Origin of the sequence: Halorubrum rarum (genome assembly GCF_048380895.1) — an archaeon.
Classification (GTDB): Archaea; Halobacteriota; Halobacteria; order Halobacteriales; family Haloferacaceae; genus Halorubrum.
The window spans coordinates 42,755-64,105 of sequence record NZ_JBLWMN010000007.1 but is presented as its reverse complement, the minus strand read 5'-3'; the positions used below and the strand labels follow the sequence as shown (position 1 = coordinate 64,105).

Here is a 21,351-nt window from a genome sequence, read left to right as displayed (position 1 = left end):
AGTGACACCGTCCGAACGGGAGTCCACCGATCACCCGGCGGCCAAGCCGATCGCCGACGAGGCGACCCCGCATTCACACATCATTTAAAAACACGCCCGCGTTACTCGGAGTATGACCAAGTACTCGACGGGTTCGGGCGGTGGCGGCGGCGACGGCGACGCCTGTGAGCTCTGTGGACGCGAGACGTCGACCCTCCAGCAGGCGAACGTCGCGGGTGCACGACTGCTCGTCTGTTCCGACTGTCGCCCCCACGACGACGCGAGCAAGGGACGCTCGAGCGGTCACGGCGGCGGGGGCGGTGGTGGCGGCGGATCGGCGGGCGGGAGTTCGGGAGGCGAATCCGGCGGCTCGACCAGTCGGAGAAAGGAGGTCGCACGGAAGCAGGCGAAGGTGTACGACGCGGCGACGGGCGACTCCCGGCACTGGGAGAAGGAGGGAACGGAGTACGAGAAAGATCAGCTTCCGTACCTCGTTTCGGGATACGGAGACGCCGCGGAGAGCGCCCGTCAGGACGCCGGTCTGACGGTCGAGGAACTGGCCGAGCGGCTGGAGGTGAACGAGGACGACGTCCTCGCCGTCGAACAGGGACGGGCGGCGACCGCGGGCGTCGGCGGCTCCGTCGTCCGCGCTATCGAGGAGGAGCTCGACGTCCAACTCGTCGACGAGTGACCGACCGGCGACCACGTTCGGTCGACGGTCACGACCGATCCGGACCCGGCGGTCCCGTCGCCGATCGCTCGGCCAGAAACCGCGCTTCCGTCCCGCCGAGATCCCGCTTCCGGAAGCGGTCGAGTCCCGACTGGTACCTGTCGACGTCGCCGTGAGCGGACGCCGGAGCGTCGACGGGTCGGGCCAGTTCCAGTTCGGCGATCCCGGTCCGTTCGCCGGTGTACGCGAATCCGATCTTGTACATCGCCTCGTACGCGAACGGGTTGTTGACGGCGATCCGGACCTCGTCGTACCCGCGTGCCTCGAGTCGCGACACCGTGTGTGCGATCAGTTCCGGGCCGAGCCCCTCGCCGCGGCGGTCGACGTGAACCGTGACGTACCGGAGCCGACAGCACGACGGGTCCGTTCGGTCCGGCGAGAAGGAGACGGCCGCGACGACGTCGTCGTCGAACGCGTCGGGATCGACGGTCGGTGGAAGGGACTCGCCCGGCTCCCACTCCGGGACCGCCGACGAGCCGTCGGCGGTCCGCAACACCGCCTTGCCCGGCGCACCGAGGACGAACTTGCCGGCGTAGGCGAACGCCCGGTAGTCGAGCCGCAGCGTCGCCCCCGAGCCCGAGTCGCCGACGAGCGCGTACTCCATGGCGACCGATACGGCTCGGCGATGTAAATGAACGAGGGCTCGCCGCGAGCGCCTTTTAAGTGTCGTCGCCACCGATCGTTGATATGTACGGCCTTGGCGACGTTCGCTTCTTCGACCGGATCGCCCCGCTATACGACCGCGTCATGCCCCCGGCCGACGGCGAGACACTGGCCGCGGGGCTCGACCACGCGACGCGTCCGATCGACCGACTGCTCGACGTCGGCGGCGGATCGGGGCGTGCCGCGGCCGCGCTGACCGGTCCCGAGATAACCGTCGTCGACGCCTCGCTCGTGATGTTGGCGCGCGCTCGGGAGCACCGCGGGCTCTCGGGCGTCGCCGGAGACGCCGGGCGGCTCCCCTTCCGCGACGGGTCGGTCGACGCCGCGACGATCGTCGACGCGTTCCATCACCTACCCGAGCAGGCGGCCGCGATCGGGGAGGTCGCGCGCGTTATCGCCCCCGGCGGTGCGCTCGTGATCCGAGAGTTCGACCCGACACACCCGCTCGGTAGAGTCCTCGTCGCGAGCGAGCACGCGATCGGGATGGAGTCCCGGTTCCGGCCGCCGGAGGATCTCGCCGACGCGCTCGCCGACGCCGGGTTCGATCCGCGGATCGTCGACCGCGGGTTCGGCTACACGGTGGTAGGCGTGCGGGTGTAGATCGTACGTCCTCCGGTGATGGGGACGCCGCCGGCGGCGAGACCGTCTCGGAGGGTGACGGAGGACGTACCCCCGGTGCTTTCCTCGTCGGAAATCCAATAGTGAGGCCGATGGCTGCCTACGAGATCGGATTACTGATCATCGGCGTTGCGATCTTGGGAGCAGCCATTCTGCCTCGGCTGATCGAACATCGTCCACTGTCGTTTCCGATCATATACGTCATATTCGGGCTCCTCCTGTTCGCGGTTGTTCCTGGTACTCCATCCCTTAACCCGATCGAGAGCTCTCACGTGACCGAACGGCTCACCGAACTCGTCGTGATCATCTCGCTTATGGGGGCGGGGTTAAAGATCGACCGTCCGTTTTCCCTCAAGGCGTGGTCCGCGACGTGGCGGCTGATCCTCATTGCACTCCCGCTCACTGCGGGGATAATGGCAGTCCTTGCGTGGGGGGTCCTCGGTCTGTTGCCGGCCACAGCCATCTTACTCGGGGCCGTGATCGCGCCGACAGATCCGGTGCTCGCATCAGACATCGGGCAGAACGCGCCGCTGACGGAACTCGAAGAAGAGCAGGACCCGGAACAGCGGTGGGGGACGGTTCGATTTTCACTCACCTCGGAGGCCGGCTTCAACGACGGGTTAGCCTTTCCGCTTACGAACCTGGCTATCGCGGCAGCCGGGGCGGCGCTTGTAGAGGGAGCGTCCTGGTCATGGCTGGTCGACTGGGTTCTCGTTGATGTCTTTTATAAGATCGTGGCGGGGGCTGTCCTCGGCTACGTGCTCGGAAATCTCATGGGCCGGTTCCTGTTTCGGTTACCCACGGCTGAGAGCGTCGCCGAGATAATGGGAGACAGTCAGGAGGTAATGGCAGGGATCGAAGCGCTGGCGACGACGCTGATCGCGTACAGCGTGACCGAACTACTGGGAGGGTATGGCTTCATTGCCGTCTTCGTGGGGGCATTGACACTCAGACACTTCGAGTGGGAGCACGACTACTACGTGGAGCTTCATGATTTCGCCGTCGTCGCCGAACGGCTTCTAATGGTGACGGTTCTCGTGCTGTTCGGGGGAGCCGTCGCCGGGGGGTTATTGGAACCTTTGACGTGGATGGAAGCACTCGTTGGGATGGTCCTCCTCCTGATCGTCCGGCCGGTGGCCGGGATCCTCAGCTTTATTGGAACGGCTGCTCCTTGGCCGGAGCGGGCCGTGATCGGGTTCTTCGGTATCCGAGGTATCGGCTCGTTCTATTATCTCTCCCACGCCTTGTCGGAGTCATCGTTTCAGGAAATGGAACTCCTCATCGCGGCGGAACAGCTCTGGGCCTTCGTCGGATTCGTCGTCCTGATGTCGATCATCCTGCACGGAATCAGTGCAACTCCAGTCATGAACGCCCTCAATCGATGGCAGCAGCGTCAGGAGAATTGACATCCTCCCCGCCCTGAAGGGCGGGGTTTTGCACCTGCTCATCCCAGAACCGATGGTCGCTGCAGCTATTGACGGCAACCGGACTCGACCGAATCTCCCGCACGTGCCTCAAAAGGACCGCTTCGTCGCCGGTTCAGTCGTGCGAGTGGCTGTGTGCGCCGTGGTCGTGGGCGGCACCGTCGTGGCCCTCGTCGTCGTGGGTATGGTCCTGGCCGTCGTCGTTCGTCTCGCCGACGATCTCCGCGCCCTCGCCGTCGATCATGTCCATGTTCTTGAGGTTGTCCCGCTCCTCGAAGTCGGCGACGGCCGCCATCACGTCCTCCTGTGTGATCGTCATCCGGTCCTCGGTGAGCGCGCCGAGGACCGCCTCCCTGAGCACCATCCGGAGGTCGGAGCCGGTGAGCCCGCTCGTTCGGTCGGCGACCTCCTCGGGGTCGAAGTCGGCGATCCGCATCTGCCGGGTGACGACGCGGAGGATGTCCGCGCGCATGTCCCGGTCCGGCTTGGGGAAGTTGACGATCTCGTCGAACCGCCGCCACGCAGCGGCGTCGAGCTGGTCGGGGTGGTTCGTCGCCCCGATGAGCAGCACTTCGTCCCGGACGAGCGACACCTCGTCGATCGACTTGAGGAGCGTGTTGACGGCGCGTTTCAACGCGGCGTGCTCGTCGGACCGTCGCGTCTTCGCGACGGAGTCGAACTCGTCGATGAAGAGGATACACGGCGACAGTCGCTTCGCGACCTCGAACGTCTTCTCGACGTTTTTCGCCGTCTCCCCGAGATACTGGCTGGTGATCATCGACAGTTTCACTTCGACGAACGGAAGTCCGAGTTCGTGGGCGAGCGCCCGGGAGATCGTCGTCTTACCGGTCCCCGGCGGCCCGACGAACAGCAGTTTCCCGATCTCGCGGAGACCGATCTCCGCGAGGTACTCGCGGTGTTCGATCGCTTTGACGATCTTCTGTATCTCGTCCTCCTGATCGCCGGTGAGCACCAGATCGGCGAGCGTCGTCTCGATCTCCTCGGGCGCGCGGACGTTGACGAGATCGAGCATCTCGCCGTCCTCGTCCTCGTCGAAGTACTCCTTCAGGAGGGCGTCTATCCAGACGCGGTCCGCATGGATCGGCCGGACGTCCTCGCGCGCCGCCTCGTGGGTAACCGGGGAATCGAGGTCGTCGGACGCCACGAGCGCGGCGACGATCGTCGGGTTCGAGGCGATCCGCTCGTCGTCCGCGCGGTCGTGGAACCACTCCAACGCCATCTCGGGCTGCGTCAGGGTGATCTCGCCGGAGAACTCCGTTCGCTGCGTGAAGAGGAGATCGGAGACGGCATCCCACGGACGGTCGACGCCCGTCGCTGTGCGGGTGACCTCGTCGGTCGCCTTCAGCGGGCGTTCGACGCCGCCCGGGGCGTCATCGTCGGCTGTATCGGACCAGAACACCTGCCGGAATCGGGGCAGCAGATCGTTCTCGTCGAGGTCGCGGTTCTCGGTGTAGAGGTGGGCAGTCAGAACGAACTCGACCACGTCGAGCGCCGGGTCACTCATCCCCGTGAGATAGCTGCGGTGGACGTTTAAGACCGTCGAACCCGCGCCGCGTTCGGTCGAGCCGGGACGGAGCGCCGGACGAGACGGAGCGCCGGACCGAAACCGTCGTAGTCGTCCGCGCGGACGTATCGGCGTATGACGAAGTGGCTTCACAGCGGCCGCCGGCGCGACGTCTGCGCGATCCTGTACGACGCCGAGGAGCTCCGCGCACAGTCGCTGAAGAGTCGGATCGAGTCGCACTACGACGAACGGATCGATCCGAGCTCGTTTTACGCGACGCTGTCGGCGCTCGTCGACGCCGGGTTCCTCGACCGTCGAACGAGGGGGATCGCGGACGCGTACGCGCTCACCGACGCCGGAGAGCGGGCGCTGCTCGACCACTACGAGTGGCTCTCCGCCCGCATAGACGACGCCGACGGAGAGCTCAAGGATTAACAATGAGGAGGCCGTAAATTATTATATGACCGTCGTCAGCGTTTCCATGCCCGAGGACCTGTTGAACCGGATCGACGAGTTCGCCGACGAACACGGCTACACGGGTCGCAGCGAAGTCGTTCGCGAGGCGTCCCGAAACCTCCTCGGCGAGTTCGAGGACGCGAAACTGGAGGACCGCGACCTGATGGCGGTGGTGACGGTGCTTTTCAACTACGAGACCACGAGCGTCGAGGAGCGAATGATGCACCTGCGACACGAACACGAGCACCTCGTCGCCTCCAACTTCCACAGCCACGTCGGTTCCCACTACTGTATGGAGCTGTTCGTGCTGGAAGGCGATCTGACGGCGATCTCTACGTTCGTCGGGAAGATACGCGCGACGAAGGACACCCTCTCCGTCGACTACAGCGTGATGCCCGTCGACGAGTTCGGCCCCGGAACGTTGGAGGCGGAGATGGGACACGGCCACGGACACGACGACGAGTAGCCGACCGACGGACCGGCTTCACCGGTCGCCGAGAGCGGTCGCGGGGTTTAATCACCCCTCGCCCCTATCGCCGGTGATGGCCGAGAGCTACCGTGGCGTGTTCGGGGCGATACCGTACGCGATCCGCAACACCGACTCGTGGACGATGCGGGTGTACGGCGTCGTCGGCGCGCTCTCGGCGATGTTCATCGCCGTCGTCGTGACGCTCGCGCTCGTCGACTGGATGGCCGAGACGGCCGAGATGGACGGCGGCATCTTCCTGTTCTCGCGGTCGCTGTACGTGATCGCCGGCTTCGCCGCCGTCGCCCCGCTGATCGCGCCGTTGCTGTTCGTCGCGCGTCGTCATCGACGGAACGACCCCGTCGCCGACGGCTACGATCGGAAACTGGCGTACACGGGTTTTCTCTTCCTCGTCTCGCTGTACGTCGGCATGGTTATCTCCGCGCCCGCCGACCTCCGCGATCCGAGCGAGTCGGTGCTCGTCAACGCGCTGTACGCGCTCCCGTCGCTCGCGGGTGTGATTCCACCGATCGTCGCTGCCGGCCTCGTGTTTTGGACACACCGTCGACTGCGACGCTCGGCGGCCGACCAGAGCGAACGCGCGGACGACCCGCCCGCCGGCGAGGCGACCGACGTCGACGCGCTCGATAGCTGAACACGACGGACGACCCGCCCGCCGGCCCGCTCGAAACCCGGAAAAGGCTCGACGCCGTACCGCCACCAATGACCGACGAGAAGGAGAGCACGTTCCTCGTAACACACGTCGAGGCCGACTCGGCCGTGCTGAAGGACGTCCACGACGGACAGGTACACACGCTGAGCTCGAATCCGGGGGTGGCCGTCGACGACGCCGTCGAGGCCACCGTCGCGCCGGATCCACCGATGGACGTGACGTATCAGGTGATCGAGGTCGCGGAGCGTCGGGAGCTCTCCATCGAGCGGAGCGAGGAGCCGCCGACCGGACAGGAACGCGAACTCGCGGCCGACCAATCGGTCGGGGAACTCACCCGGGAGCCGCGCGCCGGCGTCGGCGAGATCCACGTGCTGACGCCCCCGAAAGAGGCGACCGAACAGGCCGTGACCGACGTGGTCGAGGACCGCGAAACGACGCTCGCCCGGGCCGCCCGGCTCGGAGTGAACCGGGTCGAGATCCGTTCGGAGCCCGGCGTGGTCAGCGTTCGATACCTCCCCTGAGGCGTCGGTGCAGGTGACGGCCGAGTCTCGATTCGGCGGACGCGGATCGTAACACCCCTATACGGTTCAATTGACTAGGGTATGAGTTTTACCCTCATGATCGTCCGAGCGGATGACAATTCACATTACCCCTCGCTTCAAACCCCCGAACATGAGTGATTCGTACGTGATCATCGGGGATGGTATCGCGGGGGCATCCGCGGCGGAGACGCTCCGTGAGCAGTCACCGGACGCCGAGATCACGGTTATCACCGACGAAGGGGAATCCCTCTACAACCGGATCCTGATAAAGGAGTTCGCGAAAGGGAAGCTCCCGGAAGCGCCGATCTCGATCCACGACGAGGGATGGTACGACGACCACGACGTCGACCTCCGTCTGAACACCGTCGTCGTCGACGTCGACATCGAGAACGACGCCGTCCACACCCACGAGGGCGAGACGTTCGAGTACGACGCGCTCCTGCTCGCGGTCGGCGGGACGCCCCAGCAGCTCCCGGTCGGGAACGCCGACGCCGACGGGATCCATCACTTCTGGACGTTCCAGGACGCCCGGAAGATCAAGGCGAGCGTCGAGGACGCCGACCAGGGCGTCATCGTCGGTGCGGGGCTGCTCGGCATCGACTTCGCCGCGATCTGCGGCGCACAGGACGTCGAGGCCAAGTACCTGATGCGCGGCGACTGCTGGTGGCGCTACGCGCTCTCCGAGGAGGGCGCGGAGATCATGCACGAGGCGATGCGCGAGCGCGGCGTCGAGCCCGTGTTCGGCTCCGGCGTGGACCACTTCGAGGTCGACGACGACGGTCACGTCGAGGCCGCCGTCGACCCGAACGGCACGCGCTACGAGTGCGACTTCGCCGGCGTCGCCATCGGCCTCGATCTCAACTCGGAGCTCATCGAGGACACGCCGATCGAGGTCGACGACGGCATCGTCGTCGACGAGTACATGCGCACCAACGTCGACAACGTGTTCGCCGCGGGCGACATCACGCGGTTCAACGACCTCATCCTCGGCGAACACGGACAGAACGGCTCGTGGGGCTCCGCGAAAGAGCAGGGGACGATCGCTGCCCGAAACATGATCGACTACGGCTCCGAGGAGTTCAAGTGGGTCTCCTCGTACTCGATCACGCACTTCGACTTCCCGTTCCTCTCGTTCGGCCACCCGACGCTGGGCGAGGAGTCCGTCGAGGCGACCACCGACGACGGCGAGTGGCGGCGCGTCGCGCTGAAGGACGGTCGGATCGTCGGGGGCGTGCTCATCGGCGACCTCTCGCCGCAGTCCGCGTTCAAACAGCTGATGCGCGAACAGCGGTACGTTGCCGACCAGACGGAACTCCTCATGGAGCCGGGCTTCTCCGTCGACGATCTCGCGCCCACGACCGAGCAGTGAACGGCATCCGCTGAGTTCCGGGACGCGACGACCGTCGACGAACGACACGGAACGCTCCCGGGGTGTGAGCACCCGAACGTGAACGGTCTCGACTCTCGGAGTGTGAGCACCCGAACGTGAACGGTCTCGAGGGGTGCGCCGAGACACCCGCCTCGTTCATCTGTCGAACCGTACCGACTCGGCGCGTTCAGCGTCGTGTCGCACCGATCAGTTCCCGGACCCGCGCGACGTGCTCGCCGAACGCCGGGTCGTCGCGCCGCCGGGGACGCTCCACGTCGACGTCGACGATCTCACGGACGCGACCGGGCTCCGCGGCCATCACGACGACTCGATCCGCGAGCGTGACCGCCTCCGAGACGTCGTGGGTGACGAACAGGACGGTCTTTCCGGTCGAGGCCCACACGTCGAGCAGTTCCCGCTGGAGCATCTCGCGGGTCTGTGCGTCGACCGCGCCGAACGGCTCGTCCATCAGGAGGAGGTGCGGGTCGACTGCGAGCGCTCTGGCGATGCCGACCCGCTGTTTCATTCCGCCCGACAGCGACTTCGGGTACGCGTCGCGGAACTCGTCGAGTCCGACGAGCTCCAGCATCTCGTCGACCCGGTCGGCGCGGTCGGCGTCGGTCGTCTCCGTCCGCTCGAGCCCGAACGCGACGTTCTCCGCGACGGTCAGCCACGGGAACAGGTGGTAGTCCTGAAAGACGACGCCCATGTCCGTCGTCGGACCGGTGACCGGGGCGTCGTTCAACAGCACCCGCCCGTCGGTCGCGTCGGTCAGTCCGGCGATGACGCGGAACAGGGTGGTCTTTCCGCAGCCGGACGGGCCGACGAGACAGACGAACTCCCCGTCGTCGACGGCGAAGCGCACGCCTTCGAGCGCGCGAACGGGATCGCCGTCGCCGGCGTACGTCTTCCCGACGCCGTCGACGACGACGCCGGCACGGCCGCCGTCGGGATCGGAAGCCGACGATCGGTCGCCCGTTGCCGACGCGTCGTCCGTTCCCATCGTTCCCTCGTTCACGCCCGCCACACTAACATCCTCCGTTGGGCCGCGCGGAACGCCACGTCGACGACGAGGTACATCAGACTCAACACGAGGATGTACGCGATCACTTCGTCGACCAACAGGTTGTTGCTCGCACGCAGGATGCGTCGGCCGACGCCGGCTACACCGAATATCTCGGCCGCGACGACGAGCATCCAGCACCGCCCGAGTCCGGTCCGGATCCCCGTCGTGATTTCGGGGAGCGAGGCGGGAACGACGACGGATCTGAGCATGTCGATGTCAGTTCGGACTCCGAGCGTCCGACCGACGTCGAGGAGATCCGTGGAGACGCCCTCAACCGCGCCGTAGGCGGCGTAGAAGTTGATCCAGAACGCGCCGACCGCGATGATGAACGCCGCCCCGGCGTGGTTGATCCCGAACCACGCGATGGCGAAGCCGATGAGCGCGAGCGGCGGGACCGGGCGCAACAGACGCACGATCGGCGCGGTCACGTCGTCGAGCGTTCGGTTCCACCCGAAAGCGATCCCCGATCCGACGCCGAGTGCCGTCCCAACGACGGTGCCCGGGATCCAGTGGCGGACGCTCTGGCCGAGCGCGGTCGTCATCTCGCCGGACGCGAGCTCAGCGGCGAACGTCTGAGCGACCGCGACGGGCGACGGGAGGACGAAGGTGGGCTGCGTGAGCGAGACGAGATGCCAGACGACGACGAACCCGACCAGACCGACGCTGCCACGAACGGCTCGCGTCGGGTCGAGATCCGACCGGACCGCCGCGTTCTCGCTCCCGTCGAGGGGTCGATCGGTTTCGGTGGCCATTACAGGGAGTCGTACACCGACAGGTCGAAGATCTCCTCGGTGGAGAGCTGCTCGTCGATCTGGCCGTTCCGGTTCGCGAACTCCGAGAACACCTGCGTCGCGTCGAGGATCTCGCTGGGGTCGGTGATGAAGTTCGAGAGCGGGGAATCGAGGGCTCGCCGCGCTCGATCGGCCGGCATGCCGATTCCCTCCTCGACGTGGACCGCGGTGTCGTCGGGGTTCGTATCGATGAACTCCGTGGCCCGGACGTGCTGCTCGACGAACTGGCCGGCCAGCGGCGAGTCGCGGACCGCGTCGCTCATCAGCGTGACCGCCGCGGGCTGACCGGGGAGGATCTCCGCGGCCGTCCGGAGCATCCTGACCGACGACCCTTCCTCGTCGGCGATCGTCGGCACCGGCTCCATGATCGACGTCCCGTCGATCTCGCCGTTGGCGATCGCCTGCCAGACGGCGCTCGCGCCGTTGATCTCGAGGATCTCGACGTCCTCGCCGGGCTCGACGCCGACGTCCTCCAGCCAGAAGCGGAGGAGGACGTCCGGGACGCTCCCCTGCGGGAACGTCCCGAACCGGAACGGCCGACCGTGCTCGTCGGCCCACCGCGAGAACGCCTCGCCGCCGTGCTCCTCGAACGTCGCGTGGAACGACTCCTCGGCCATGATCCCCATCGGCTCGCGGATGTTCGCCGCGGTCACCTGTGCGGGGAGTCCGCGGTCGATGACGATCATCGCGGGCACGATCCCGAACATGGCGACGTCGATGTCCCCGCCCGCGAACGCCTGCACGATCGCGGGCCCGTCGGTGAACTCCTCGCCGGTGATCTCGGCGTCGATGTCCGAGAAGTACCCCTCTCCCTCCATGACGTACCACTGGAGGTCGGGGTAGATCGGCATGTGTGCGACCGTCAGCTCGTCGAGACCGTCGTCACCGCCGAGACAGCCGGCGAGTCCGACCGTCGCCGCACCGCCTGCCGTCGCGAGAAACGAACGCCGGGAAGCCGATGTACCGTTCGTATACATACGATCGGTAGACGATTCACGGTTAATACGCCGCCGCCAGGGGTAACCATCGAACGTACCGAGGACGACGAGACAGTATCGATTCACCGGAAACGGGGTGCTTCGTCCCGTGTTCTCGCCGCCTATGCGCTTTTGATCATCTCCGAGGTATCCGCAACTCTTGCGACGGCCGCGGATCCGGCGATCGACGCGGAGATCGCACCTACAAGGGAAACAGCATCGTGCCTGCCGCAGCGAGCTCATCGAGTTCGTCGCCGTACGTGACGGTGACGTAAAGCAGCGTGAAGATGACCGCGTTATGGAGGCCGTGGAGCAACGACGGGACGACGATGTTCTCGGTGTACTCGTAGACGGCTCCGAACACGAGACTCGGGAAGAAGAGGACGGCGACGGTCGTGAGCCGGCCGGATATCCCGCCGGTCAGCGCCATCACGTGGATGGCGGCGAACACGGCGGAGGCGATGACGATGGAGGGAGCGGCCGGCAGCGACTCGCGGAGCCGACCCTGGACGACACCGCGGTACAGGATCTCCTCACAGGGACCGATCACGAGGAACGAGGCGGCGATGAAAATCGGGACGATAGCCGGGTTCTCCAGTGCGAGCTCCGCGCTCTGGTTCGCCGCGGTGTCGACTCCGATCAGCTGGATCACGACGGAGATGCCGATCACTGACGTGATGATGACGACCCAGCCGACGACGACGACACCGAGATCCGTGAGGCTCGGGCGGCGGACGCCGAGATACGAGACGATCCCGGAGCGGTCGAACCCGCGCCACGCGAGATACCCGACTGCGAGCCCGGCGAACGCGACGTACTGGCCGACGAACAGGGTGAGAAGCAGGCTCGCGACGAGCCCGAGGTCGAACACCATGTCGACGACGAACACGCCGACGCCACCCACGAACGCGATGAGCGGCCCGAGAACGCCGAGACCGACGGCGGTCGCGATCGCGACGAGCGGCGTCTCGTCGGAGTCGCCGTCGATCGATCCGTGATCGTCGGGGTCGCGAGGATCGGTCGGGTCGCGAGGATCGGTCGGGTCGCGAGGACCATTGACGTCGTCGGAACCCCGAGCGTCGGGATCACGGATGTCGCTCGGATCGCGGGGATACTCGAACCCGTCGTCCGACGGCGACGTGCCGTCGGGGGTGTCGTCCCCATCGCCGCTGGAGGTGTCGGTCATCACCGGCTCTTTGGGCTCCCGTTTCATAGGGTTGTTCGTCCGCGAACCCGCTCTCGGCCAGATCGAGTCCTACTGCCGACGAGTGAGTTCGTACTGGGTCACCGCGGTGACGGTCCGGCCGTCGCGGCGGTGGCCGTCGACGACGCCGGCGAGCAGGTCGTCGTACGCCACGACGTCGACCGCGATCGACTCGTTGTGGTCGAGGTTCCGATCGGCGGTCGGCGTACAGCCCGTCGCGACGAAGTGGTGATGGACCGTGTTGGCGATTCCGTTCGACGGTTCGACCGTGATCAGGTGCTCGAAGGCGTCCGCCGCATAGCCCGTCTCCTCGGCGAGTTCGCGGGCGGCCGCTCGTTCGAGGTCGGCTTCGTCCGCCGGCTCGACCGTCCCCGCAGGAACTCCCCGGTTGACGCGCCCGACCGCCTGTCGCCACTCGTCGATGACGACGACGTCGCCGTCGGGCGTGAACGGCATCACGACGACCGCGGGCGGTTCGTCCACGTAGTGGTACTCTCCGTCGGCTCCGCCCGGAAACCGCACGTCGTCGCGGCGCACGTCGAACCCCGGACAGCGGTACTCGATCCCCGTCCCGGTCGTCTCCCATGCGAGGTCATCCATGTCCCCGCGTCGCCCGCGGAAAACAAGGGTCTGTCGGGTCCGTCGAGGCGGTTGGACGTCGAACGCCGCCGCCCGCTCCCGGAGCGACCATCACGCCAGCCACTCGTCCGGTTTCGTGTCGTAGTCCACCTCATCGGCCGCGATCCGCGCTTCGATCTCCGGGTCGAGTTCGTGTTCCGTCGTCTCGCCGCCGTCGTACTGGAAACGGACGCCGACCGCCGTTCCCTCGGGCTCACGACCGCGCCGCTTCGCTCGACGGATCTCCTCGTCGGTGTACTCCGTGCGGATCGTCGCGAGGTTCACCGGCCGGCCCCACAGCTCGAAGACGCGCTCGAGGGTCGCTTTCGCCTGCTCCGTATCGAGCGCGACGCCGTTGTACCGGTGGCCCAAGAGGAGCTCGCCGCGGTTCCGGAAGTTGCCGTCGAGGACGACGATCGTCGGCTTCCCGAAGTTCGTAAAGCGGAGCAGGAGCTTCCGTTTCACGTCCTCGGCGTCGACGCTGGCGACGCGGAACCCCTCCGACGCGTGGCTGTACTCGTACGTGAAGTAGTTCCCCTCGCGGACGAACTCGTCGGTGAGGAACTCGTCGATGAACGTCACGTCGTTGTGGCTCTCGCGGATCTCGAACATGCGCTCCCAGCCGGCGGTACGGTCGACGTCGGCGAGCGCCTCCGCGACGGTCGCGTAGCGGTCGACGTCGAACATGTACCGTCCGCGCTCCGCCAGCGTCGACCGCGAGACGCTCCGCAGCGCGCCGCGGTGTTCCGGTCGGGCGAGGACGTAGTGCCGCTCCGCGAGCCCCTCGTAGGTGAGCAGCTTCCACGGGTAGCGCTCGATGTCGGGTCCCTCCTCCGGGTCGAGGTCGCCGTCGCGGACGGAGAGTGCGCGGTCGACCGTCTCCGAATCGACGCGCGGGTCGTCCTCGCCCGCGAGCTCGGCCAGCTCGTCCAGCGTCTCGGGACCCGCGCCCGCGATGGCCGGGTGCGGTGCGAGCGCCGCCGCGACGGCGTCGAGGTCGATCCGCGAGTGGAAGCTCTCGGGCGTAACCCCCTCGACGCGGAGCAGCCTGTCGATGACGTCTCGCCGGGCCGCGCGCCGCTCGACGTGCGTCCACAGCTCGAAGCCGAGCTTGTACGGGTTGAGTCCGGGCGAGCCGAGCACCCGCGCCATGTGGTCAGCGTAAGTGACGAACTCGTCCGGACCGGCGAACCCCTCTCCGCCCATCATAACGGACTCCCAATACGTTGCCCATCCCTCGTTGAGCACCTTCGTCGACTTCTGGCCGGCGAAGTAGTACGCCTCCTCGCGGATCGCGTCGATGACGGTCGTCTCCCACGGTTCGCGGTCGACCGCCTTGCCGGTGTCGGGATCGTACCGCTTCCCGTGGTCCCGCAGGAACGCGAGCACGTCCGGTCGCGGCTCGTCGGGGTCGACCCCATCGTCCAGCTCCGCGAGCCAGTCGTCGTCGAACACGTCGCGTCGGATCGCCTCGGAGAGGTCGAGTTCGTCGACGCGCGCCCGCAGCTCCGCCGCCGGATCGTCCCGAGAGGCATCGGTTCCGGGATCGGCGGCGTCCCCGTCTCGAGCAGCGTCGACCGGGCTGTACTGGTCGATGGTGTCCGACAGCGAGCTCACGGCGTCGATCAGGCGTTCGACCTCGTCGCGGTCGACGTCGGAACGACTCGCGATCGCCGACAGCCGGTCGGCGTTGCGCTCCAGCCGCGCCGCGGCGTTCGGTCCGTCCGCGCCGCGGTCGGCGTACAGCCCGAACCACCGGTTGTTCGCGAAGAAGTCCGCGTGTGCCTCGACGTGAGTGATCACGGCCTTCCCGTCCGCCGTCGTGTTCGACTCCTGAAGGAACGCGTGACTCGGGTCGTCGTTGTTGACGATCTCGAACGCCTTCCCGAGCCCGTGGCGGTCCGTCTTCCGCTGACGCTCGTAGTTCATCCCCCACCGCCAGTGGGGGTAGCGCCGCTGGAACCCCTCGTAAGCGATGAGCTCGTTCATCTCGTCGTGGTCGACGACCCAGTAGCGGACCGGGTACGGTTCCAGCCCGAGCCGCTCCGCGAGGGCCCGCGCTTCACGTGCCGGCTCCGCCAACGTCTCAGCCTCCCGTTTCGCCTCGATCCTGTCGTCTCTCATGGTTTCATACCCCCGTCGTCGTCCGTTCCGCTCCGGTCGCCTCTGGCCATACCGCCGGAGTCGGCCGCCGACTCCGTGCTCAGTATCTCGTAGATGGCGTCGGTGACGTCCGACGGTCGCTCGACGCGGGCGACGGCGACGTTCGGCGCGTCGCCGAGCGCGCGCTCGAGCTCGTCGGCGTGGCGCGCGTTCGGCGCGGTGCCGCCCGGCTGGGTCTCCACGTACGCGTGGAGGTTGGCGTCGATCGACTCCATCAGCGGGATGACACCCTCCGTCGTGTCGCTCCCGGAGTTCTCGGAGTCGCCCGCGGCGAACACGTATCGGTTCCACTCCGAGAAGGGGTACCCCTCGAGGATCTCCGCGACGAGCTCGTAGGCGCTGGATATCTTCGTCCCGCCGCCCGACTGGATCCCGAAGAACTCCTCGCGGTCGACCTCCCACGCCTCCGCGTCGTGAACGACGTAGTGGAACTCCGCGGCGTCGTACTTCCCCGTCAGGTACCAGTCCATTGGGGTGAACACCCGCTCGACGAGTTCGCGTTTCGTCTCCCGCATCGAGCCGGAGGCGTCCCGGACGTTGATCACGACGACGTTTCGTTCCCGCTTCTCGATGACTTCCGGATGTCGGAAGCGCTCGTCCTCGCGCCGGAACGGGATCATGTCGAGTCCCTCCCGCCGGATACGGACGTGAACGGGCTCGCGGTCGACGGTCGCTTCGAGCACCGCAAAGCTCTCCCACCGGCTCGCCGTCTCGACCGGCGCGCCGAGTTCGGTCTCGACGTCGGCGGCCGCGTCGGCGATCCACGCGCGGGAGACCGGGATCGACCCCTCACGGGCCCACGCGAACACCTCGTCGACGCCGGCACCGTCGACGTACAGCCCCTCGCGGACGTATTCGTCGTCGAAGTCGGTCGCGAGATGGCGCTTCAGCCCGCGTTTGAAGAACTCGTCGACGTCGAGCGTCCCCTTCGGGCCGGCGCGAGCGGTGTCGGTGAACTCCCCTTCGACCTCCTCGATAACCCGCTTCCCCTTCGGTTCGAGGTCGAGCCCGAGCGCCTCGTCGAGCTCCGCGGCGAACTCCTCGGGATCCATCTCGTAGTACTCGTGGTCGCCGCCCTCCTCGCCGGGGTCGCCCGCATCGTCGCCGTCTCCCGGCTGCGGGTCGACCGGCTGGCCGGGCTGTGGCTGGCCGCCATCGCCCCGCCCGACGCCGCCGGCGTCTCGGCGATTGTAGACGAACTCCGGCAGGTCGACGATCTTGATCGGGATCCGAACCCGGTCCGGCGCGGAGCCGCCGAGGTCCCCATGACTGATGAACTCCGCGAGGTCCTCGCGTCTGGCCTCGCCGACCTCGCGGAACCGCTTGCGGTCCGCTGGCAGCCCCATCAGCGATCACCGCCGTTTCCCGACGCGGTTCCGTGGCCCGTTCCGTTCCCGCCACCGCCGTCGTCGTCCAGTTCGTCCCACTCCTCGCGGGCGTCGCGCATCACGGCGCGGCTCGTCAGCTCGGCCGACGCACGGCTGTATCCGTGGTCGATCAGGCGGTCGATCGTCGCCGTCTTCACGCGTGCGGTCTCGGTGTTCGCCGGGGGATCCGCCCACTCGCGCGGGTCCAGCTCGGGGAATCGCCGCTTCACGTCCGCGAGCTCGTTCGTCTCCAGAACCGCCGTGAGCTCCGGGATCTCGCTCACGTCGACGTCGTCGACGCTGAACCCGTCGTCCCGGTGCGTCCACGCGTAGCGCGTGAGCGCACGGATAACCCGGTCTCGGCGGAACTCCGCCACCTCGCGGCTCGGCTTCGTCCGGGAGTAGTCGCCGTCGTCGAACCGACCGAGCGCCTCCGTCTCGAACACCTTCATCGCGAGCGCGTCCGGCTCCGTCGGCCCACGCTCGGTCTCGACGGGCTCGTCGGCGTCCCACGCGTACACGTGTTCCACGTAGTCGCGGACGGTCGCCGGCGAGACGGTCTCCGCCGCGAGCACCGCGTCGATCACGTCGGCGCGCTGGTGCTCCCGGACGCGCTCGGCGACGGGTGCGCACCGACTCTCGAACTCGGCGACCTCCGCTCGAGAGAACACTGGCGCGTCCGTGAGCCCGTCGGCCATCGCGGTGAGGACGTCGTCGGGAGTGACGACGCGCTCGACCGGGATCTCCGAATGGCTCCGGTCGGCGTCGGCGCTCAACAGGTCCGCGATGACGTCGCGGGTGTACGTCACCGGGATCCCGGTCCGTCCGTCCGCGTCCCCGTCGCCGACGCAGACGTCGTCGATGGAGACGTGCTCGTCACCGCGACGGATCTCGCCGACCTCGTACAGTCGAGCCTTCTCCAGCAGATCGATGTCGGGCGGGAGCTCGTCGGTGTCGAGTCGCGTGACGACCGCGTACAGCGCGGCCGCGCTCAGCGCGTGCGGCGCGAGCTCCCGTTCCCGCTCGACTCCGGCCTCGTCGCGAACCGCCATCGTCAGGGGTGCGCGGGTCCGCTCATCCGCCGCGGCCGGATCGTCCGCCTCGGGGACGTCCGTCTCGCCCGCGATCTCCCGCCGGAGCAGCGCCGCCTCCAGCCGTCGGTCGGTGAGATACCGGAACTCGTGGCGGGAGAGCCGCCGCTTCAGCGCCTTGAGCGGATCCGCGTTCTCGCGGTCCGTGTGACGGTCGAGCTCGGCGTCGAGGTCCGGGTTGGAGACGACGATCAGCTGCGTGTCGACGTCCATCCCGATCCCCTTGTCGAGTTTGACCCGACGCTCGTCGGGAACGTTGAGGAGGCGTCTGAGGAGGTCTGCGTGCTGGCTGGCGTCCTCGACGACGGTCGCGACGCCGTTCCCCTGCGAGCACACCCCGTCGTAGCTGAACGCCTGCGGGTTCTTCCGGCCGCGGGAGTCGAGTTCGCGAACCATGCCGCTCATCCACGACCCGACGAGCCGCTCCTTTGGCGTCCCGTCGTCCTCGGCGTGAAGCACCCCGATTCCCCGTCCGACGTCGACGACGTAGCTGGTCACGCGCAGGTGGTCTCGATCGGTGATCGCGGAGAACGGGTCCCGACGGCCCTCGTCCCTGTACGTCGATTCGAGCGCGTCGTACGCCTCGCGACTGAACGGATCGAGTCCGAGGTCGGTCGCGATCGCGCGCCGCGACTCGCCGGTTCCGTCCGCGATCGCATCCGCGACGCGTTCGCGAACGTCCGCCGGGAACACCGACAGCGGCGGGTTCTGCACCGGACTCCGGTACCACGCCGCCGCGTCGCCACCGCTCCCGTACGACAGCGACCGGGTCGTCCCCGTTCCCGTGACGTTCCACTCGACCGTGTATCGTCGCCCCGCCTCGGTTCGCGAGAACTCCCGGAGCCCGTTTATCAGGCAGCGTTTGAACTCCGACTTTCCGGTCGCGGTCGGTCCGTCGATCCACGCGATCTTCTCGTCGTTGCCGCGTCCCGCGGCGGCCGCGCGGAGGTCGTCGACGAACGCGTTGAGCGCGGCCGTGTTGCCCAACACGGCGTGTTCGCCGTCGTTGAACGGGTCGTCGAAGAACCGGTATCGGTCCAGTCGCTCGCCGCGCTCGCGGACCGTCCGCGTTCCCCGCGACTCGATGGCCGCGAGCAGGTACCGCGCGCTCGACGCCGCTGCGAGCGGGTTCTCGAGGACGTGATCGACGTACGCCGCGAGGCTCATCGGCGGCTCGTACGCGCTCCGGAGCGCCTCGTCGGCCGCCTCGACGAACGACTCGCCGTCCGGAGGTCGGTTACGTCCCGCCATCCTCCATCTCCGAGCGGGCGACGGCCGCGCCCGCGTACTCGAGCACTTCCGCGGCTCCGTCCGGCGAGTAGCCGCGGTCGACCAGGGCGTCGACCCACGCGCTCCGCTCCTCGTCGTCGAGGTCGGTCGCCGAGACGAGCGCCGAGAAGTTGATGTTGTGTTTCTTGTCCTCCCACAGCTTGCGTTCGAGCGCGCGCCGGAGCCGGTCGTTCTCCTGCGGATCGAAGCCGCGCCCCTCGCGGGCGCGCCGCGAGACCCAGTTCGACACCTCCTGTCTGAAGTCGTCCTTGCGGTCCGAGGGGACGTCGAGCTGTTCTTCGACCGCGCGGAGGAACGTCTCGTCGGGCTCCGTCTCGCGACCGGTCAGCGCATCGTCGACGGTGGCGTCGTCGATGTACGCCATCACGTGGTCCATGTACTTCTCGCCCTGTCGGCGCAGCTCGTCGACGTCGTAGGCTAACGCGTGGCGCACGTCCTCGATCGCGCGCTCGCGGTACTCCTCGCGAACGATATCGAGCAGCCGCTCGTAGCGATCGAGGTCGTCCGCGGCGATCGAGCCGTGGCCGCCGAGGTTCGCCTCGAAGTGATCGAACACGGACAGCGGCGAGAGGTAGCCGCGGTCGCGGTGGGTGGCGTCCATGATCGCCTCGGCGATCTCGTCGCCGATGAAGCGGGCGGAGACGCCGTCCATCCCCTCGCCGATGTCGGCGGACTCCTCGCCGTCCTCGCGGAGCTTGCGGGCGTCGATCTCCTCGTCCTCCAGTTCGCCGTTGTACACCTTCGCCTTGTCGAGCAGGTCCACGGTCTCGTCGGTGGGCGCTTCGATCCTGGTGAGCACGCCGAACAGACCGGCGGTCTCCAGCGTGTGCGGCTCGACGTGGACGTTCGGGACGTCGGCGTTCTCGAGCATCTTCTCGTAGATCCGCGCCTCGCTCTCGTACTCCAAGACGTACGGGTAGTCGATCCGCTTCGTGCGGTCGTTGAACGCCTCCATCTTCTCGTCGCCCGTCTTCTCTCTGTACTCCGGCATGTTCGTCCGACCGACGATCACCTGGTCGATGTCGATCCGCGGGTTGTTCTTCGGTTTGATCGTCGACTCCTGTGAGGCGTGCAGGAAGTCGTAGAGGAACTCCCGCTGGAGCTTGAGGAGCTCCTCGCCGGAGAACAGCCCCCGGTTCGCGTTACAGAACGCGCCGGCGTAGTCGAACGCGCGCGGGTCGGACTCGCCGTAGACGGCGAGTTTCGCGTAGTTGACGTCGCCGGTGAGCTCCGTTTCGTCCTGGTTTTTCTTGTCCTTCGGCTCGAACGTCTCGACGCACTCGCGGCGGTTCTCGTCGGCGACGAGTCGCACGATCTCGACGTGTTCGTCGAGCACCGTCCGCAGGTCGTCGTCGTAATGCGCCAGCAGTTCGTTCAGGTAGAACTCCGAGGCCGGATCGGGGTGCTGGTCGTTGCGGAGGGTGTACTGCGCGTCCAGCCGGTCGTTGAGATCGTCGATCACGGCGTCTCGCTGCGGCTGGGGGAGCAGCACGAGCGGGTCCTGGTTCATCGGCGAGCGCACGACGTCGTCGCTCGGGTCCTGGTCGTCGATCACCGAGCAGAGGTCGACCCACCGGAACGTGTACATTCGGCCGGCCGCCTCGCGCGTGTACGCCTCGAAGTAGCGGCGGACGAGCCAGTCGAAATGGGACTTCCCGGAACCGACCGGGCCCAGGAGGAGCTTGATCCGCTTTTCGGGACCGAGCCCTCGAGCGCCGGATTTCAGCTTGTTAACGAACTCGTGGATCGCCTCGTGGATCTCGCGTCCGTAGAACACGTTCTCGCCGCCGTGGAGGGGGTCGTCCGCGGCGAGCGCGTACTCGACGACGCCGCGCTCCTCGTCGTAGCGCGTGCCGTAGTGGTCGAACATGTCCGCGACGCGTTGATGGGCGCTCCGTGCGATCCGGGGGTCGTCGTACAGCGCATCGAGGTACCAGTCGAACGACTGCGGCTCCCGCAGATCGTCCGGGACGTCCTCGCGGTACTCCTCGCTGAGTCGTTCGAGCGTTTGTCTGTCTGTCATTGTGTCTCCGATCTCGGACGAGTCACGACGACCGACCGGCCGGATCCGCCGCGATCGACACCACGACGGACGCACGGCTCGTCGTACCGACTCGTACACCCCGTCGGCGTCGCGGGCGACGGACCGTCGGGAACCAACAGGCGGGCAGTCGTCGTCTCGGCTCGTAACCGAGGCTAGATGTGTGGGAGGGATTCACACACATAAGTGTGTCGGCGACGATCGCACGATCAACGCCCCGGATCGCACGGTAGAGCGACGTTCGAGCGGGATCAGGTTTGAGCTTTACGACGGCGTTTATATACTCGCCGTGGGATCG

Annotated in this window: 19 protein-coding genes; 8 read left to right on the top strand and 11 right to left on the bottom strand. The window is 67.2% G+C overall.

The window, feature by feature from the left end:
• Positions 1–112 precede the first annotated feature (112 nt).
• A complete protein-coding gene (locus ACNSN7_RS07565) occupies positions 113–670 on the top strand; it encodes a helix-turn-helix domain-containing protein (RefSeq protein ID WP_418281669.1) in 558 nt (185 codons plus the stop codon).
• A 28-nt stretch (positions 671–698) separates the two neighbouring features.
• Here ACNSN7_RS07565 and ACNSN7_RS07560 read toward each other — a convergent pair whose 3' ends face one another.
• Positions 699–1,313 (bottom strand): GNAT family N-acetyltransferase, encoded by a 615-nt coding sequence (locus ACNSN7_RS07560; RefSeq protein ID WP_418281668.1) that lies wholly within the window; start codon positions 1,311–1,313, stop codon positions 699–701.
• Between the two features lie 83 nt (positions 1,314–1,396).
• Between ACNSN7_RS07560 and ACNSN7_RS07555 the strand changes: the two genes are divergently transcribed.
• Positions 1,397–1,972 (top strand): class I SAM-dependent methyltransferase, encoded by a 576-nt coding sequence (locus ACNSN7_RS07555; protein ID WP_418281667.1) that lies wholly within the window; start codon positions 1,397–1,399, stop codon positions 1,970–1,972.
• 110 nt (positions 1,973–2,082) lie between these two features.
• Positions 2,083–3,396 carry a cation:proton antiporter gene (locus ACNSN7_RS07550; protein ID WP_418281666.1) on the top strand — a complete coding sequence of 438 codons (1,314 nt, stop codon included), beginning with the start codon at positions 2,083–2,085 and terminating at the stop codon, positions 3,394–3,396.
• Positions 3,397–3,529: 133 nt separating this feature from the next.
• On the opposite strand, the gene ACNSN7_RS07545 is transcribed toward ACNSN7_RS07550, so the two are convergent.
• The gene (locus ACNSN7_RS07545) at positions 3,530–4,939 is read right to left on the bottom strand and encodes an ATP-binding protein (RefSeq protein WP_418281665.1); all 1,410 of its coding nucleotides are present in this window, start codon (positions 4,937–4,939) and stop codon (positions 3,530–3,532) included.
• Positions 4,940–5,074: 135 nt separating this feature from the next.
• Here ACNSN7_RS07545 and ACNSN7_RS07540 point away from each other — a divergent pair, with 135 nt between their 5' ends.
• From ACNSN7_RS07540 to ACNSN7_RS07520, 5 genes are all read left to right on the top strand, one after another.
• Entirely contained in the window at positions 5,075–5,374 is a 300-nt protein-coding gene (locus tag ACNSN7_RS07540) for a PadR family transcriptional regulator (RefSeq protein WP_418281664.1), read from the top strand.
• A gap of 25 nt (positions 5,375–5,399) precedes the next feature.
• On the top strand, positions 5,400–5,861 hold the full coding sequence (locus ACNSN7_RS07535) for a CopG family ribbon-helix-helix protein (RefSeq protein WP_418281663.1): 462 nt from the start codon (positions 5,400–5,402) through the stop codon (positions 5,859–5,861).
• 76 nt (positions 5,862–5,937) lie between these two features.
• Positions 5,938–6,516, top strand: a complete 579-nt coding sequence (locus tag ACNSN7_RS07530; protein WP_418281662.1) for a DUF8056 family protein — start codon at positions 5,938–5,940, stop codon at positions 6,514–6,516.
• 68 nt (positions 6,517–6,584) lie between these two features.
• Positions 6,585–7,055: a DUF5812 family protein gene (locus ACNSN7_RS07525; protein ID WP_418281661.1), complete on the top strand. Its 471-nt coding sequence runs from the start codon at positions 6,585–6,587 to the stop codon at positions 7,053–7,055.
• Positions 7,056–7,206: 151 nt separating this feature from the next.
• Positions 7,207–8,445: an NAD(P)/FAD-dependent oxidoreductase gene (locus ACNSN7_RS07520; protein WP_418281660.1), complete on the top strand. Its 1,239-nt coding sequence runs from the start codon at positions 7,207–7,209 to the stop codon at positions 8,443–8,445.
• Positions 8,446–8,632: 187 nt separating this feature from the next.
• Here ACNSN7_RS07520 and ACNSN7_RS07515 read toward each other — a convergent pair whose 3' ends face one another.
• From ACNSN7_RS07515 to ACNSN7_RS07475, 9 genes are all read right to left on the bottom strand, one after another.
• Positions 8,633–9,472: an ABC transporter ATP-binding protein gene (locus tag ACNSN7_RS07515; protein ID WP_418281659.1), complete on the bottom strand. Its 840-nt coding sequence runs from the start codon at positions 9,470–9,472 to the stop codon at positions 8,633–8,635.
• A complete protein-coding gene (locus tag ACNSN7_RS07510) occupies positions 9,460–10,263 on the bottom strand; it encodes an ABC transporter permease (RefSeq protein ID WP_418281658.1) in 804 nt (267 codons plus the stop codon). Before ACNSN7_RS07510 ends, ACNSN7_RS07515 begins: the two co-directional genes overlap by 13 nt.
• Positions 10,263–11,279, bottom strand: coding sequence for an ABC transporter substrate-binding protein (locus ACNSN7_RS07505; RefSeq protein ID WP_418281657.1), 1,017 nt, complete (start codon positions 11,277–11,279; stop codon positions 10,263–10,265). Before ACNSN7_RS07505 ends, ACNSN7_RS07510 begins: the two co-directional genes overlap by 1 nt.
• A gap of 202 nt (positions 11,280–11,481) precedes the next feature.
• The gene (locus ACNSN7_RS07500) at positions 11,482–12,492 is read right to left on the bottom strand and encodes a CPBP family intramembrane glutamic endopeptidase (RefSeq protein WP_418281656.1); all 1,011 of its coding nucleotides are present in this window, start codon (positions 12,490–12,492) and stop codon (positions 11,482–11,484) included.
• A 42-nt stretch (positions 12,493–12,534) separates the two neighbouring features.
• Positions 12,535–13,083, bottom strand: a complete 549-nt coding sequence (locus tag ACNSN7_RS07495) for an NUDIX hydrolase (protein WP_418281655.1) — start codon at positions 13,081–13,083, stop codon at positions 12,535–12,537.
• A 90-nt stretch (positions 13,084–13,173) separates the two neighbouring features.
• Positions 13,174–15,225, bottom strand: coding sequence for a SpoVR family protein (locus tag ACNSN7_RS07490; protein ID WP_418281654.1), 2,052 nt, complete (start codon positions 15,223–15,225; stop codon positions 13,174–13,176).
• On the bottom strand, positions 15,222–16,610 hold the full coding sequence (locus tag ACNSN7_RS07485) for a DUF444 family protein (protein ID WP_418281653.1): 1,389 nt from the start codon (positions 16,608–16,610) through the stop codon (positions 15,222–15,224). The genes ACNSN7_RS07490 and ACNSN7_RS07485 overlap by 4 nt, the downstream gene beginning before the upstream one ends.
• Positions 16,610–18,973 carry a kinase anchor protein gene (locus ACNSN7_RS07480; RefSeq protein ID WP_418281652.1) on the bottom strand — a complete coding sequence of 788 codons (2,364 nt, stop codon included), beginning with the start codon at positions 18,971–18,973 and terminating at the stop codon, positions 16,610–16,612. Before ACNSN7_RS07480 ends, ACNSN7_RS07485 begins: the two co-directional genes overlap by 1 nt.
• Positions 18,960–21,035, bottom strand: coding sequence for a PrkA family serine protein kinase (locus ACNSN7_RS07475; RefSeq protein ID WP_418281651.1), 2,076 nt, complete (start codon positions 21,033–21,035; stop codon positions 18,960–18,962). Before ACNSN7_RS07475 ends, ACNSN7_RS07480 begins: the two co-directional genes overlap by 14 nt.
• Between the last annotated feature and the right edge of the window lie 316 nt (positions 21,036–21,351).

What these genes read in the sequence shown, in the direction of transcription:
- ACNSN7_RS07565 (WP_418281669.1), top strand. Translation starts at nt 113, where the DNA reads ATGACCAAGTACTCGACGGGTTCGGGCGGTGGCGGCGGCGACGGCGAC.
- ACNSN7_RS07560 (WP_418281668.1), bottom strand. Translation starts at nt 1,313, where the DNA reads ATGGAGTACGCGCTCGTCGGCGACTCGGGCTCGGGGGCGACGCTGCGG.
- ACNSN7_RS07555 (WP_418281667.1), top strand. Translation starts at nt 1,397, where the DNA reads ATGTACGGCCTTGGCGACGTTCGCTTCTTCGACCGGATCGCCCCGCTA.
- ACNSN7_RS07550 (WP_418281666.1), top strand. Translation starts at nt 2,083, where the DNA reads ATGGCTGCCTACGAGATCGGATTACTGATCATCGGCGTTGCGATCTTG.
- ACNSN7_RS07545 (WP_418281665.1), bottom strand. Translation starts at nt 4,939, where the DNA reads ATGAGTGACCCGGCGCTCGACGTGGTCGAGTTCGTTCTGACTGCCCAC.
- ACNSN7_RS07540 (WP_418281664.1), top strand. Translation starts at nt 5,075, where the DNA reads ATGACGAAGTGGCTTCACAGCGGCCGCCGGCGCGACGTCTGCGCGATC.
- ACNSN7_RS07535 (WP_418281663.1), top strand. Translation starts at nt 5,400, where the DNA reads ATGACCGTCGTCAGCGTTTCCATGCCCGAGGACCTGTTGAACCGGATC.
- ACNSN7_RS07530 (WP_418281662.1), top strand. Translation starts at nt 5,938, where the DNA reads ATGGCCGAGAGCTACCGTGGCGTGTTCGGGGCGATACCGTACGCGATC.
- ACNSN7_RS07525 (WP_418281661.1), top strand. Translation starts at nt 6,585, where the DNA reads ATGACCGACGAGAAGGAGAGCACGTTCCTCGTAACACACGTCGAGGCC.
- ACNSN7_RS07520 (WP_418281660.1), top strand. Translation starts at nt 7,207, where the DNA reads ATGAGTGATTCGTACGTGATCATCGGGGATGGTATCGCGGGGGCATCC.
- ACNSN7_RS07510 (WP_418281658.1), bottom strand. Translation starts at nt 10,263, where the DNA reads ATGGCCACCGAAACCGATCGACCCCTCGACGGGAGCGAGAACGCGGCG.
- ACNSN7_RS07505 (WP_418281657.1), bottom strand. Translation starts at nt 11,279, where the DNA reads ATGTATACGAACGGTACATCGGCTTCCCGGCGTTCGTTTCTCGCGACG.
- ACNSN7_RS07500 (WP_418281656.1), bottom strand. Translation starts at nt 12,492, where the DNA reads ATGAAACGGGAGCCCAAAGAGCCGGTGATGACCGACACCTCCAGCGGC.
- ACNSN7_RS07495 (WP_418281655.1), bottom strand. Translation starts at nt 13,083, where the DNA reads ATGGATGACCTCGCATGGGAGACGACCGGGACGGGGATCGAGTACCGC.
- ACNSN7_RS07490 (WP_418281654.1), bottom strand. Translation starts at nt 15,225, where the DNA reads ATGAGAGACGACAGGATCGAGGCGAAACGGGAGGCTGAGACGTTGGCG.
- ACNSN7_RS07485 (WP_418281653.1), bottom strand. Translation starts at nt 16,610, where the DNA reads ATGGGGCTGCCAGCGGACCGCAAGCGGTTCCGCGAGGTCGGCGAGGCC.
- ACNSN7_RS07480 (WP_418281652.1), bottom strand. Translation starts at nt 18,973, where the DNA reads ATGGCGGGACGTAACCGACCTCCGGACGGCGAGTCGTTCGTCGAGGCG.
- ACNSN7_RS07475 (WP_418281651.1), bottom strand. Translation starts at nt 21,035, where the DNA reads ATGACAGACAGACAAACGCTCGAACGACTCAGCGAGGAGTACCGCGAG.